Source organism: Cognatundibacterium curvum, from assembly GCF_014284235.1.
In the GTDB taxonomy this organism is placed as follows: Bacteria; Pseudomonadota; Gammaproteobacteria; order Burkholderiales; family Burkholderiaceae_D; genus Undibacterium; species Undibacterium curvum.
Window position 1 is genome coordinate 135,201 of record NZ_JACOGD010000003.1, and the last position, 12,755, is coordinate 147,955.

Genomic DNA, 12,755 nt, shown 5'->3' on the forward strand with positions numbered 1-12,755 from the left:
GCTGCATAGTAGTCGCTAAAGCAAACCAGAACTGGCTGTGAACTTTGCGCTTTCCTACGCTGGCATGATCCAGATCAGGTATAAGGGTTTTTCTCACCCGGCAAAGCGGGACCCCTAGCGAAGCCGCGATTTTACCCTGAATCGCGCTCCGCTGTCCGTGCCAGATTGTGTCTGCCGCAGGCTGGAGTGGTATGCGTGCCGGATTCTCAGTCAAAATTATTGCTGTATTTGCTATTAAATTGGCAATATAATATCTCTGTTTCCCGCTGCTGCACACCGACACGGCGCAGCACATTGCGTCATTCACTCAGGAGTTATGATGTTCCGCTTTCCTATTTCCTCTACTTGTGTACTGGCTTTGCTGCTACTGCAAAGTCCCTTGAGTCTGGCCAGGCAGACGGCGACGACGGCTGCCAGCGCGAGTACTGAGCAAGCCGCACCTGCGCCGCTGACTGTGCCCGACGCCGTGTTTGACAGCTATGTGGGCGACTACCGGCTGGCACCGAATTTTGTGCTGAATGTCAGGCGTGAAGGCAGTCGGTTTTTGATTCAGGCCACCGGACAGTCAGCAGTCGAGGTCAGGGCCAAGGCGCAGGAGGTTTTTGTATCCGATAAGTTCGGCGCTGAAATCCGCTTTGAAAAAGACAGCGAAGGCAAGTTCAATAAACTGGTGCTCAGGCAGGGGGGGCGCGAGCTGCCAGCGCAACGTGTGGCGCTGCAGTCCTCAGCTGACAAGGCAGGCAAAGCGCTGGTGCTGCCTGCAGCCGTATTTGATGCCTATGTCGGCCAATATCAGCTGGCACCCAATTTTGTGATTACCATCAGTCGTGAGGGTGAGCGTTATCTGGCGCAGGCCAGCGGCCAGCCGCAGTTTGGTTTAATCGCAGTCTCAGAAACTGAGTTCGATGCGGTTGGTGTAGCTGCCCGCATACAATTCGAGAAGCAGGCAGATGGCAGTGTGAAGCAGCTGATACTGCATCAGCATGGTCAGCACTTACCGGCGCTCAGGCTGCGCTGATACCAGGATGTTGAAGGCGCAGAACTTGCGTCAAAAAGCAAAGTCCGCATGAATACTGTGTTTTCAGCCAAAATCGGGCTGTGAGCAAGTGTTCATGCGGACTTTGTTGTAAGCAGTTCGTCAGCAAGCGTTTTATTGAGAACGGCTGTCAGACTGGGTACGGAAATTCATCCACAGTCCCTCAGCCGAATAGACCAGCAGCGCAGCCCAGATCAGCACGAAGCCCAGCAATTTATGCTGATCGAAAGGCTCATGAAATAACCAGACGCCCAGCATCAGTTGTACCATCGGTGCGATGTACTGCAACAGGCCCAGTGTGGTCATAGGAATGCGGCGTGCACCGGCGGCAAACATCAGTAAGGGAATCGCGGTCACCGGACCACTGAGCATCAGGATCAGTTTCAGATCCGTGCTTTGGGTAATCAGCGCATTCTGCCCATGCCAGGTCAGCCAGCCCAGATAGCTGATTGCGAACGGAAACAGGATAGCAGTCTCCAGCGACAAACCTTCGAGCGCACCCAGCTTAGAGGTTTTACGCAACAGGCCGTAAGTGCCGAAGGTCAGCGCCAGGAATAAACCTACCCACGGCAGATGACCGGTTTGCCAGGTCAGCCAGGCCACACCGGCCGCTGCGAAGCCCACCGCCAGCCATTGCACTGCGCGCAGTCGTTCACGCAGCATGATGGAACCAAGCAGAATATTGACCAGCGGTGTGATGAAATAACCGAGGCTGGCATCGATCACATGACCATCATTGACGGCCCAGATATACACAAACCAATTGGTCGATAACAGCAAAGCACTGAGTGTAAAACTGGCGATCAGCTTAGGTTGTGCGAGCGCTTCCCGCACCCAGCCCCATTGCTTGCGCCAGGCCAGAACCCCAACCAGAAATAACAGCGACCACAGCATGCGGTTGAGCAGAATTTCTAAGGCAGGTACCGCCTGTAAAGCATGAAAGTAGAGCGGAAACAAACCCCATATGACGTAAGCGGAGCCTGCCAGTAAAGTGCCTTTGCGCATAAATCTATCCAAAAGTGAAAAGGCCAGATAACACTGGCCAGTTCGCTATTATCGCAGCAAAGTCTGAGTCAGGTGTACCGGTACTTTGTCTGGTACATCGTGCTTAGAGCGGATTACCTGATACTTATTGTCGGGCGGAAGCAATCGCCTTGCAGAGAGCCTCTGTACCTTCGAGGATGCGCGGGCCGGCGCGGTTGAGCCAGTCGCCTTTGACGGTGTAGATATGATTTTTCTTTACCGCATTCAGTATTGCATATTGCTTCCACTGTTCGCGCAGCTTATCCGGGCTGTCACCGGCGCTGATGATGGCGTCGGGATTGGCAGCCAGTACCGCTTCCAGGGAAATGCTGGGGCTGATTTCCTTCAGCTCTGCAAATACATTGCGGCCACCGCACAGGCGTATCGCAGCGGACACCATGTGCGTATCGTTGAGTGTCATCAGCGGTTTTTGCCAGACTTGATAAAACACGCTGACCGGTTTCGCATCAGACTGATAGGTCTTACGCAATTGGGCCAGACGCTCGCGGAATTGCGCTGCTGCTGCCTTGCCTTGCGCATCAGTGCCAGCCAGATGGGCCAGTCTCTCTATCGAGCTGGCCACCATTTCATAATCGCGTGGTTCACTTTCAAACACATTGAGTTTGCTGCTGCGCAGTTGATTCGCCAGATTTTTTGCATTGCCTGTGCCCCAGATCACGATCAGATCCGGCTTGTAAGCGACGATACGTTCCAGATCGAGTGCGAATACATTGCCGACCGAGGGCAACTGACGCGCCGCATCCGGATAGTCGCTGTAATCGCTGACCGCGACCATGCTTTTGCCAGCCCCGGCCTGAAACAGTAATTCAGTCGCATGCGGTGCCAGACTGATGATGCGCTGCGCCGGTTTATCCAGCGTGACTGTGCGTTGCGCATCATCTTTCACGCTGACCGCTGCCAGCGCAGAGGCGGCAGTCAGGCTCAGGGCAAGCGCCAGGCTATGGCCGGCCATGCCACGCAGGCAGAGCTGAGGCAGTGGCATCAGATTTCCAGATTGTCGATCAGGCGGGTGCCACCGAGTTTGGCGGCAGCCAATACCACCAGTTGCGCGCCCTGTGCCAGGTCACCGGCTGAAGGCGGTTGCAGATTATCGCGTTTGCGGATAGAGACATAATCCGGATTCCACTGACGCGCATGCAGTTTTTCCATGGCCTGGCGTTCCAGCGCAAACATATCCAGATGGCCGCTACGGACTTCCTGTGCTACTTCATGCAGGGTTTGATACAGCGCCGGTGCTTCTGCGCGCTCTGCCGCAGACAGATACATATTGCGTGAAGACAGTGCCAGTCCGTCATCGGCACGATAGGTGTCGGCCGCGATGATTTCGGTAGGCAATGCGAATTGCTTACTCATATTCCGGATGATCATCAATTGCTGGTAGTCTTTTTTGCCGAACACCGCGACCTTAGGCTGTACGCAGGAGAACAGTTTCAGCACCACTGTGGTCACGCCAGTGAAAAAGCCGGGGCGGAATTCGCCTTCCAGAATATTGCCCAGATCATCGGGTGGACGAACACGGAATTCCTGAGGCTCAGGATACAAATCTTTTTCGGTTGGTGCGAACAGGATGTAGACGCCTTCTTTTTCCAGTTTTTCTACGTCAGCCTGGAAGGTGCGCGGATATTTATCGAAATCTTCGTTAGGGCCAAATTGCAGGCGATTCACGAAAATCGATGCTACTACCGGGTCACCATGTTTTTTGGCCAGACGCATCAGCGACAAGTGGCCTTCATGCAGATTGCCCATGGTCGGTACGAAAGCCGTACGCAACTGACCACTCAGGTGGTCGCGCAATTCTTCTATGGATGAAATGATTTTCATGGTGAATAAAGAGAGAGTAAGTTCAAAAAGAGGTCAGCATCAGGCTGGTGTATAAGCCAGACGGACGTAGATAGGGGCAAATGCTTCAGCCTGAGTGATTTCAATCAGGGTTTCCTTGGCCAGTTCCAGCAAAGCGACAAAGTTCACCACCAGCACCGGCGCACCGCGGCTGGGATCAAACAGTTCAGAAAACTCGACAAAACGTGTCGATTGCAGCTTACGCAGGATGCCGGTCATGTGGGCGCGCACCGACAATTCCTCGCGGCTGATTTTGTGATGCTGTACCAGCGTCGCGCGCTTGAGTACATCGGCCCAGGCGGCCTGGATGTCAGCAATCTCGACTTGAGGCCAGTGCAGTACGGTCTGGGTTTCGATAAAGACCTGGGCATGTAAAAAATCACGTCCCAGTTGCGGCACCGTATTCAGATCATAGGCGGCCAGCTTGATTTGTTCATATTCCAGCAAACGGCGCACCAGTTCCGCGCGCGGATCATCGGCTTCTTCGCCCTCAGTGCTCTTGGTGGAGGGCAGCAGCATGCGCGACTTAATCTCGATCAGCATCGCTGCCATCAGCAGGTATTCTGCTGCCAGCTCGAGATTATGTTTGCGGATCTGGTCTACGTATTTCAGATACTGCAGGGTGACATCCGCCATAGGAATGTCGAGGATATTGAAGTTTTGCTTGCGGATCAGATACAGCAGCAGATCGAGCGGGCCTTCGAAGGCTTCCAGAAATACTTCCAGCGCATCGGGCGGGATGTACAGATCGTTAGGCAGCTTGAATAAAGGCTCGCCATACAGCTTGGCAAACGCCAGGCCGTCAACGACGTCCGGTGTGGTGTCTGTAGCGCCGACCAGGGGCAGGTCGGCGTTGCTGGTTTCGCTGTCAGTCACTCGCGTTAACAGTCAGTAAACAGTCAATAATCGGTCGATAATCAATCAATTAAGGCAGAAAAATCAGCCTTTGTTTTGATAGACATAAGGCTGCTGGGCCACGCGCGACTCTTTATTGCGACTCGCTACATCCAGATCGATAGGTGCTTTATCCCACAGCAAGGCACGGCCATCGCGCTGGCTTTGTTCCAGATGTGGATTGGCCTTCTTCAGATTTTGCAGAAAGTTGGTCGCTTCGGATTCGTACAGGGAAAATTGCTTGGAGAATTTCATTTTGAAATAAACACTTAAAAGAACGGGTGAAGCGGCATTTTACTCTGGTTTTAAAGGAAATAAAGGAAATCCCCTTCGAATGCCGCCTCAGATCCCGGATTGTGACCGTAGCACCAGTTACAAGCGCTAAAAATTGCTTTTAGAGATCGCTTTGCTGCAACCATTTACGCGTATCGACAGGGCGATAAGCAGCGAGCAGATCGAGTAATTGCGCCGGGTTTGCGCTCGCTTGCAGAATGGCCTGATGCGCCGGGCGTAAAAACCCTTGTTCAGTTGTGTGTTGCAGGAATTGTATTAATCCATCATAAAATCCCTGGGTATTCAGTAAGCCCACCGGTTTGTGGTGGAAGCCTAACTGCGACCAGGTCATGACTTCAAACAATTCTTCCAGGGTGCCTATGCCACCGGGCATGGCGATAAAGCCTTGCGCCAGTTCAGCCATCAGGGCTTTGCGTTCATGCATATTGGCAACGACGTGTAATTGCGTGAGCCCACGGTGACCGACTTCCTTGTCCATCAGGGCTTGCGGAATCACGCCGGTAACACGGCCGCCCAGGCGCATGACTTCATCGGCAATCACGCCCATCAGGCCGACATTGCCGCCGCCGTACACCAGCTCGTGGCCGCGTGCGACCAGCTCAGCCGCTAACTGGCGCGCTGAATCTGCATAGACTGGGGAAGTGCCGGGCGATGAGCCGCAATAGACGCAGATGGCACTCATTCCTGATTCATCTTCCGTAAGTAGTCGGCAGATAATTTTTCAAATACCTGTTTTGCTTCGCCGCGCAGATAGGGGCTGATCAGCACGATGACCTGATAGCAGCCACGCGCCAGAGAATCTGACATGGTTTGCAGCTCGGTATATTTGCGCGGATTACGCACGTATTCGTAGGATAACCAATAGGTTGCAACAACGACCATGTTAGTGGCGAGCGCATCAATATCCATATCGGTCGCTTCGAACTCACCATCTGCCCGTAAGCCGGTGCATAAGCCAGTCGCGACCTTGATTTTATGGGTCAGAATTTCTTTGAAATTCAGTTCCAGCTTGCGGTTGCGTGACAACAGGTCATTCAGGTCGCGATAGAAAAAGCGATAGCGCCAGACCAGCTCAAAGGTCAGATGCAGGTAGGTCCAGACATCCTGAATGTTTGCTTTTCTTCCCTGAGGGAAGGCCAGTTTCTTATTAATTTCTGCTTCAAACTGAGCAAAAATAGAATTGACGATATCGTCTTTATTTCTGAAATGATAATAAAGATTGCCGGGGGAAATGTTCATTTCCTCCGCTATCACGGTCGTAGTGATATTCGGTTCACCAAATTCATTAAATAAGCGCAGCGAGAGCTCGAGGATGCGTTCTCTGGTACGGCGAGGAGCTTTGTGTTGCATGTCATTCTTCTCGATGGATGATTCCGTAAGAATATCATCCTTCTCGCCAACATCAAAACTTCACTGGTCTGCAGTGCTGTCCAGCTTCACCGCAGGAATATGCAGTAACCGTGTTTTCGCCAGATGATCGTGCAGGAACTGGCGGTCAGGGCGTAGTAAGGCCGTCGCGCCCCAGGCAGCGGCACCTGCGGTCACTGCAATCACCATAGGCCATTGCTTGAGATTAAATTGATACACCAGCGCCATTGCTGGCAGGAACCACATCCAGGCCAGACAGTAGCGTACGATCGCTTTAATGACTGGTATGCGCCCGCCATTGTCATCGGTCACTTTGATGCGCCAGGTTTGCATCGCCAGCGTCTGGCCGCTGCGGGTCCAGCAATACACAAAATAAAAGCCGAATACCACAAACAGCCAGGCTTGCCGGCCAGCGCGTAAACTGAGCGCATGGCGGCTTTGGGTCAGCACATCAAACAGGAAATCGGCGACGAAGGCTATGCCAAATAACAGCATTGCTTCGTACACCATGCAAATTGCCCTGCGCCTGAGTGGCGGGGCAGACAAAATCGGAATCGACATCTTACTTGGTCTGAGGCTGAGAGGCAGGGCTGGAGCTGGTGTTGACAGGAATTGCTTCCGCTGCCGCTGATGCCGGTGCTGCGCTGCTCAGACTCGCAGGCGCAGCCTGGACGGCTGGCTTGGGGGCAACTGCCGGTTTAGGCCCCAGTTTAATCGGTGCCAGCGGATTCGGATTTTTAATCGCTTCCGGAGACAGATTAGTCAGGCTCTTTTTCTTCTCATGCTCAGCAGCCAGGCGTTTTTTTTCTTCATCGCTCAGTTGCTGATACTGTTGCCATTGCGCTGATTTTTTTTCAGCTGGCAATTGTGTCGATTTGGCGTAGTTTTCTCTGGCTGCCATGCGTTGTTCCGGTGTCAGCTTGACCCAGTCACGCATGCGCTCTTGCAGGCGAGCCTGTTCGTCCGGCTTCATGCCATTGTAGCGGGCGGCGATTTCCAGCCATTTTTTCTTACTGAGTTCAGGCAGCTTGTCCCATTCGACAGCCAGCGGACTGAGTACTTGCTTCTGCGCAGCGCTTAATTCTGTCCAGAGTGGTTTGGTCGCAGCCTGGGGCAGAGTTATCTTGACCGCAGAGGTGTTGCTGCTGGCAGGTAAAGCGCCGCCTATGGCATAGGCCAAAGGCAGCGCAGTTGCTGTAGCGATAAGTATGACTGTGATACGCGGCAAAGCTTTCAACAACACGCTCAATCCTCCGGTTTATCTTTATTGTCTTTACTATTCAGATAAGCCGTGAAGCCTGTATCCACATAGGCGGCCGGTGGTAATTCATCGACCAGCATGGTGGCGTCTATATCTGCCAGCTCGTTGATATTTTGCTGTTGTTCATATTCGTAGATACCGAACATACCAACCACCAATACCAGCGCCGGTAAAGCCAGTCCGAGTTTGCCCAGCCAGGAGTCCGGGCCATTGAATGAAAAGCCGTTGTTACCGGCGAAAGCGCCTTTAAATACACGTACTGCAACCGGCGCTTCTTTTTTCTTGCGTGCCATTGCCAGCTTGCGCGCCTGGGCGAGCCGGTCCAGAGTCGGGGCAGGGAGTTGTTCTGCCGACTCATTGAGTGCACGTTTTACCTTGTAGGCAAAATCAAGATCCTGCGATTCTTTTGAGTAGTTCATAGCTGTATTCCTTTAGCCTTAAGCGATGCAGCCAATGCGTGAGTGGCACGCGAGCAATGCGTTTTGACACTACCTTCAGAGCAGCCCATTGCGGCAGCCGTCTCTGCTACATCCATGTCCTCCCAGTAACGCATGAGGAAGGCTTCCCGTTGACGTGCCGGAAGTTTTTTTATTTCTTCATCAATAATGTTGAGAACTTGCTCACGCTCTATTTTATCAGCACTGGATTCCGCTGCTTCAGTTCCCTCTTCGGCAGCATAGCTTTCCAGCAAATCGAAGTTGTCATCTTCGCGGTTATTGTCCGGAGTGATACTGGAAAACAGGCTGACCCAGGTATTTCTGACTTTTTCTCTCCGGAAGTAGTCCAGTGTTGTGGTCTGCAATATGCGCTGAAACAGCATGGGTAATTCGGCCGCAGGCTTGTCGCCGTATTTTTCGGATAACTTGATCATCGCTTCCTGCACGATGTCGAGTGCGGACTCTTCATTCCTGACGGCATACATCGCATGCTTAAAAGCACGTCGTTCCACGCCCTCAAGGAAACTGGATAATTCTCTGTCGGTGGCCATTGTTGGCAATATTCGCTTGGTGATTCAGATAGTCTGATCCCGGTCGGGCGACCGGAACAGGTGGTTTTTGTTCTGTAAAAGTGCGCACATGCTAGCAAAAATGACTCTACATGTCCTTAACTTTGTCAAAGTTCTGTAATTTGCACCTTTTTGTCTCAAAGAAATTGTAGAAGAATATAAGAAATTCACATAATTCCGCTTGACCAAAATGCTGCGACGCAGTACCGTATGAGTCCGCTCCAAAATCTCGGAGCACCAAATATCTGCGTGGCTCGACCCACAATGTTGCCGCCAGCAGATGCGCTTTAAATGAAGCTGTTTGTTCTGACCCATGCCACAAGCGTGAGAAGTCTGTCTTTGCAAAGCCTTACCACTGATTGAACGAGTGCCTCAAGTATTGCCTGGAACCATGTCCAACGGATATGCGAAGGGGAATATGCCCGCACGTAAAGGAATTTCAGCTTACCGGACCTGCATCGCGATTTCGCCAGGAAAGAGCATCCGATCAATTTCCTATGGACCTTGAAAGGACAACATAATGAGTTCAGAGTTTACAGGCGCAGAGATACTGGTTAAGTGTCTGGCCGAAGAGGGTGTTGAGCACGTTTTCGGATATCCGGGCGGCGCAGTACTCTACATCTACGATGCAATTTTCAATCAGGATAAGTTTCAGCATGTGCTGGTTCGTCATGAACAGGCTGCCATTCATGCTGCAGATGCTTATTCCCGCTCCTCCAATAAAGTCGGTGTCGCAATTGTGACTTCCGGACCCGGTGTTACCAATGCGGTTACCGGTCTGGCTACGGCTTATATGGATTCCATTCCTATGGTGGTGATTTCCGGTCAGGTGCCCAGCGCCGTGATTGGTCAGGATGCCTTCCAGGAATGCGATACCGTTGGTATTACCCGTCCTTGCGTCAAACATAATTTCCTGGTGAAAGACGTCAGGGACCTGGCTGAAACAGTCAAAAAAGCATTTTATATTGCAACTACCGGGCGACCAGGTCCGGTGCTGGTGGATATCCCTAAAGACATCAGTATGCATAAAACTTCTTTCCATTATCCGAAAGAAGTCGAAATGCGCTCTTACAAACCGGTTGATAAAGGTCATGCGGGGCAGATCCGTAAAGCCGTGCAATTGTTGTTGCAGGCTGAGCGTCCTATGATTTATACCGGCGGCGGCGTGATACTCGCGCATGCTTCCGATGAGTTGAATCAACTGGTGGATATGCTGGGTTTTCCCTGCACCAATACGCTGATGGGTCTCGGTGCTTACCGCGCCAGCGATTCCAAATTCGTCGGTATGCCGGGCATGCATGGCACCTATGAAGCCAACATGGCGATGCAGCATTGCGACGTGCTGATTGCGATCGGTGCACGCTTTGACGACCGCGTGATTGGTAATCCTAAGCATTTTGCCTCGCATCCACGTAAGATCATACATATTGACATTGATCCTTCTTCGATTTCCAAGCGCGTCAAGGTTGATATTCCTATCGTTGGTAACGTCAAGGACGTGCTGATAGAAATGCTGTCGCAATTGCGTGCTGTTGAGACCCGCCCTGACCAGAAAGCACTGTCAGCCTGGTGGAAGCAGGTTGAGGAATGGCGTAGCCGCGATTGTCTGAAATATCCGACTTCTAATGAGGTGATCAAGCCGCAATCTGTGGTCGAGAAAGTCTGGGAAGTCACGCAGGGCGACGCCTTTGTGACGTCTGACGTAGGCCAGCATCAGATGTGGGCCGCGCAGTACTACCGTTTCAATAAGCCACGCCGCTGGATCAATTCCGGTGGTCTGGGCACCATGGGTGTCGGTTTGCCGTATGCCATGGGTGTGCAAATGGCGAACCCTGGTGCAACAGTTGCCTGCATTACCGGTGAAGCGTCGATACAAATGTGTATTCAGGAACTGGCTACCTGCAAACAATATCACCTGACACCAAAGATTATTCTGCTCAATAACCGTTTCCTGGGCATGGTACGTCAATGGCAGCAGATCGATTATGGCTCGCGTTATTCCGAATCCTATATGGACTCTTTACCTGACTTTACTAAGCTGGTGGAAGCCTATGGACATGTGGGCATGAAGATAGAAAATCCTGCCGATGTCGATGGTGCGGTACGTGAAGCATTTGCGATGAAGGACAGACTGGTATTCATGAACTTCATTACCGATCAGACCGAGAATGTCTGGCCTATGGTGAAAGCCGGCAAAGGGCTGACTGAAATGTTGCTGGGTTCGGAGGATCTGTAATGAGACACATAATTTCTATTCTTCTGGAAAACGAAGCCGGTGCTTTGTCGCGTGTGGTTGGTTTGTTTTCTGCGCGTGGCTACAACATCGAAACCCTGACCGTTGCGCCGACTGAAGATGCGACATTGTCGCGTATGACTATAGTGACTTCGGGTTCGGACGACATCATTGAACAGATTACCAAGCATTTGAATCGCCTGATTGAGGTGGTCAAAGTGGTGGATCTGACCGAAGGCGCGCATATAGAACGCGAACTGATGCTGATCAAAGTACGCGCAGTCGGTAAGGAGCGTGAAGAGATGAAGCGTACAGCTGATATTTTCCGCGGCCGCATTATCGATGTCACAGAAAAAACCTACACCATAGAACTGACCGGCAACAAAGGCAAACTGGACGCGTTCATCGATGCGATAGACCGTGCAGCGATTCTGGAAACAGTACGTACCGGCGGCTCCGGCATAGGCCGTGGCGAGCGCATACTCAAAGTGTAATTCTTCAGGCAGACTGGCTGCGAACGGATAAGGATGAAACAGATGAGTAATCGTCGCAGTGCAGTGTGCTGACCACCACCCATTGAAGCATTTAAAAATTCAGACATTTAAACAGGATAAAAAATGAAAGTTTTCTACGATAAAGATTGTGATCTCTCTTTGATCAAAGGTAAAAACGTGGCCATCATCGGTTACGGTTCCCAGGGCCACGCACATGCGCAGAATCTGAATGATTCGGGTTGCAATGTGACGGTTGCTTTGCGTAAGGGCGGTGCATCCTGGGCGAAAGCCGAAGGTGCCGGCCTGAAAGTGGCTGAAGTCAATGACGCCGTAAAAGCAGCTGATGTCATCATGATTTTGCTGCCAGATGAAAACATCGCTCAGGTCTATGCTGAAAACGTCGCACCACATGCAAAACAAGGTGCAGTGCTGGCATTCGCACATGGCTTTAACGTGCATTACGGCCAGGTTGTACCACGCGCAGATCTGGATGTGATTATGGTTGCGCCTAAAGCGCCTGGCCATACCGTACGCGGCACTTATGCCCAGGGCGGCGGTGTGCCACACCTGATCGCTGTGTATCAGGATAAGTCCGGTGCTGCACGTGATATCGCCTTGTCCTATGCAATGGCGAATGGTGGTGGTCGTGCCGGTATCATCGAAACCAACTTCCGCGAAGAAACTGAGACCGATTTGTTCGGCGAGCAGGCGGTATTGTGTGGTGGTGCGGTTGAGCTGATCAAAGCAGGTTTCGAAACACTGGTTGAAGCTGGTTATGCGCCTGAAATGGCTTACTTCGAATGCTTGCATGAGTTGAAGCTGATTGTAGACCTGATCTACGAAGGCGGTATCGCCAACATGAATTATTCGATTTCGAATAATGCCGAATATGGTGAATATGTGACAGGCCCACGCGTTGTGACAGCTGCGACCAAAGACGCAATGCGCCAATGTCTGAAAGATATTCAGACTGGTGAATACGCGAAGAGCTTCATCCTTGAAAACAAAGCAGGAGCGCCAACTCTGATCTCGCGCCGTCGTCTGACTGCAGAGCACCAGATTGAAGAAGTCGGTGCCAAGCTGCGCGCGATGATGCCTTGGATTGCGAAAAATAAACTGGTTGATCAATCTAAAAACTGATCGCTGCCCGCTTCGCACTGAAGCATAAAAAAGTCGCCCTTGCAGGCGACTTTTTTTATTTTATCGAAGCTCATGCGCTAAGCTGAGGCTGCTGCAAACTTGTTAAAAAGCGTGAATCATGAACAGATGATGCAACTTTGATTTCT

15 protein-coding genes and 1 riboswitch are annotated in these 12,755 nt (G+C 51.7%); of the genes, 4 read left to right on the top strand and 11 right to left on the bottom strand.

From position 1 onward, the window contains the following. Positions 1 to 34 precede the first annotated feature (34 nt). Positions 35 to 126, bottom strand: a riboswitch (TPP riboswitch). Between the two features lie 190 nt (positions 127 to 316). Beyond that, entirely contained in the window at positions 317 to 1,018 is a 702-nt protein-coding gene (locus H8K43_RS06750) for a DUF3471 domain-containing protein (protein ID WP_186903138.1), read from the top strand. A gap of 132 nt (positions 1,019 to 1,150) precedes the next feature. Here the strand turns inward: H8K43_RS06750 and rarD are convergent, their stop codons facing one another. From rarD to H8K43_RS06805, 11 genes are all read right to left on the bottom strand, one after another. Continuing rightward, positions 1,151 to 2,041, bottom strand: coding sequence for an EamA family transporter RarD (gene rarD / locus H8K43_RS06755; protein ID WP_186903139.1), 891 nt, complete (start codon positions 2,039 to 2,041; stop codon positions 1,151 to 1,153). 124 nt (positions 2,042 to 2,165) lie between these two features. Then, positions 2,166 to 3,062, bottom strand: a complete 897-nt coding sequence (locus tag H8K43_RS06760) for a cobalamin-binding protein (protein WP_230403729.1) — start codon at positions 3,060 to 3,062, stop codon at positions 2,166 to 2,168. Further along, the gene (panC, locus tag H8K43_RS06765) at positions 3,062 to 3,901 is read right to left on the bottom strand and encodes a pantoate--beta-alanine ligase (RefSeq protein WP_162020055.1); all 840 of its coding nucleotides are present in this window, start codon (positions 3,899 to 3,901) and stop codon (positions 3,062 to 3,064) included. Before panC ends, H8K43_RS06760 begins: the two co-directional genes overlap by 1 nt. 39 nt (positions 3,902 to 3,940) lie before the next feature. Then, positions 3,941 to 4,795, bottom strand: coding sequence for a segregation and condensation protein A (locus tag H8K43_RS06770; RefSeq protein ID WP_329604487.1), 855 nt, complete (start codon positions 4,793 to 4,795; stop codon positions 3,941 to 3,943). Positions 4,796 to 4,858: 63 nt separating this feature from the next. Next, positions 4,859 to 5,068 carry a DUF3460 family protein gene (locus H8K43_RS06775; protein WP_186903140.1) on the bottom strand — a complete coding sequence of 70 codons (210 nt, stop codon included), beginning with the start codon at positions 5,066 to 5,068 and terminating at the stop codon, positions 4,859 to 4,861. A gap of 139 nt (positions 5,069 to 5,207) precedes the next feature. After that, complete coding sequence (locus tag H8K43_RS06780) at positions 5,208 to 5,789, bottom strand: LOG family protein (protein ID WP_186903141.1); 582 nt, start codon at positions 5,787 to 5,789, stop codon at positions 5,208 to 5,210. Further along, the gene (locus tag H8K43_RS06785) at positions 5,786 to 6,457 is read right to left on the bottom strand and encodes a TetR/AcrR family transcriptional regulator (RefSeq protein ID WP_162020058.1); all 672 of its coding nucleotides are present in this window, start codon (positions 6,455 to 6,457) and stop codon (positions 5,786 to 5,788) included. Before H8K43_RS06785 ends, H8K43_RS06780 begins: the two co-directional genes overlap by 4 nt. A gap of 60 nt (positions 6,458 to 6,517) precedes the next feature. Then, a complete protein-coding gene (locus H8K43_RS06790; protein ID WP_186903142.1) occupies positions 6,518 to 7,036 on the bottom strand; it encodes an RDD family protein in 519 nt (172 codons plus the stop codon). A gap of 1 nt (position 7,037) precedes the next feature. Then, positions 7,038 to 7,718, bottom strand: coding sequence for a DUF3106 domain-containing protein (locus H8K43_RS06795; protein ID WP_186903143.1), 681 nt, complete (start codon positions 7,716 to 7,718; stop codon positions 7,038 to 7,040). Positions 7,719 to 7,720: 2 nt separating this feature from the next. Beyond that, complete coding sequence (locus H8K43_RS06800) at positions 7,721 to 8,155, bottom strand: DUF3619 family protein (RefSeq protein ID WP_186903144.1); 435 nt, start codon at positions 8,153 to 8,155, stop codon at positions 7,721 to 7,723. Further along, positions 8,152 to 8,724, bottom strand: coding sequence for an RNA polymerase sigma factor (locus tag H8K43_RS06805; protein ID WP_186880047.1), 573 nt, complete (start codon positions 8,722 to 8,724; stop codon positions 8,152 to 8,154). The genes H8K43_RS06800 and H8K43_RS06805 overlap by 4 nt, the downstream gene beginning before the upstream one ends. 538 nt (positions 8,725 to 9,262) lie before the next feature. On the opposite strand from H8K43_RS06805, the gene H8K43_RS06810 reads away from it, so the two are divergent. The 3 genes from H8K43_RS06810 (at position 9,263) to ilvC (ending at position 12,609) form a co-directional block, all read left to right on the top strand. Next, the gene (locus tag H8K43_RS06810; RefSeq protein WP_186903145.1) at positions 9,263 to 10,978 is read left to right on the top strand and encodes an acetolactate synthase 3 catalytic subunit; all 1,716 of its coding nucleotides are present in this window, start codon (positions 9,263 to 9,265) and stop codon (positions 10,976 to 10,978) included. After that, on the top strand, positions 10,978 to 11,469 hold the full coding sequence (gene ilvN / locus H8K43_RS06815; protein WP_162020064.1) for an acetolactate synthase small subunit: 492 nt from the start codon (positions 10,978 to 10,980) through the stop codon (positions 11,467 to 11,469). The genes H8K43_RS06810 and ilvN overlap by 1 nt, the downstream gene beginning before the upstream one ends. Before the next feature lie 123 nt (positions 11,470 to 11,592). Beyond that, complete coding sequence (ilvC, locus tag H8K43_RS06820; protein WP_162020065.1) at positions 11,593 to 12,609, top strand: ketol-acid reductoisomerase; 1,017 nt, start codon at positions 11,593 to 11,595, stop codon at positions 12,607 to 12,609. Positions 12,610 to 12,755 lie beyond the last annotated feature (146 nt).